We start from the raw sequence: 1,067 nt of genomic DNA, 5'->3' as shown, positions 1-1,067 counted from the left end.
CCGCCGTACAGCACATCCGCCAGCGCCAGCGCGGTCTCCGTTTTACCGACACCGCTCGGGCCGACCAGCAGGAAAACGCCCTGCGGGCCGTTCTCTGACGTCAGGCCTGTTTTGGCTGCGCGCAGGCGCTGAGCGACAGCATTGAGTGCCACGTCCTGACCGACCACGCGCTTGCCGATTTCCCCTTCCAGGTTCAGCAGTTCGGTCTGTTCGTCCTTCATCAGCGAGGAGATTGGCACCCCGGTCCAGTCGGCAATCACGTTGGCGACGGTGCGGGTGTCGACATCCACCTGAATCAGGGCATCGCCCTGTTGTTCATTTTCCAGCTGTTGCTGCAGTGTCCTGATTTCGGCCTGCTGGCTGATATCCTGGCGGCTGGCCATCAGCTGCTGTGCCAGTGATTTTTCGTCGATAAAGCGGGATTCAAGCTGTGCCAGAGCGTCGGTTTTTTCCTGCCGCTGCTGTTCAATCAGGCTCAGACGGTCACGGTGTGTATTTCCCCCGACCGCGATATCCTCCAGCAGCGCCTGCTCTTCCAGTGCCAGCGCGGTCAGCTGTGCTTTCAGGCGCACTATCGCTTCCGGAACCGTATCGAGACTCATACGCACGCGGGCGGCGGCGGTGTCGAGCAGGTCGACGGCTTTATCCGGCAGCTGGCGCCCGGTCAGGTAGCGACGGGACAGCGTGACCGCGGCACGGACTGCATCATCGGTGATATGTACGTTGTGGTGTTCGGCATAACGGGATTTCAGGCCGCGCAGCATCAGACAGGCGGTCTCGTCGTCCGGCTCATCGACTTTCACCATCTGGAAGCGGCGCTCCAGCGCGGCATCGCGCTCGAAATACTGCTTGTATTCGGACCAGGTGGTCGCGGCAATGGTGCGCAGTTCACCGCGAGCCAGCGCCGGTTTCAGCAGGTTGGCCGCATCCGCGCCACCCGCCTGGTTACCGGCCCCGATAATGGTGTGGGCTTCGTCGATAAACAGCAAAATCGGCACTGGCGATTGCTGCACCGCATCGATGACGTTTTTCAGGCGCTGTTCAAATTCCCCTTTCACGCCTGCGCC

The 1,067-nt window shown here is 61.5% G+C and carries 1 pseudogene; it reads right to left on the bottom strand.

Annotation, left to right across the window (positions count from 1 at the left end):
• Window positions 1–1,067: pseudogene (locus ACG0Z5_RS23745) on the bottom strand (type VI secretion system ATPase TssH); the annotation flags it as partial.

The organism is Scandinavium sp. M-37, from assembly GCF_043558715.1.
In the GTDB taxonomy this organism is placed as follows: domain Bacteria; phylum Pseudomonadota; class Gammaproteobacteria; order Enterobacterales; family Enterobacteriaceae; genus Scandinavium; species Scandinavium vulneris_A.
The sequence above is the reverse complement of the archived record's forward strand: the minus strand, read 5'-3'. Positions and strand labels throughout refer to the sequence as shown.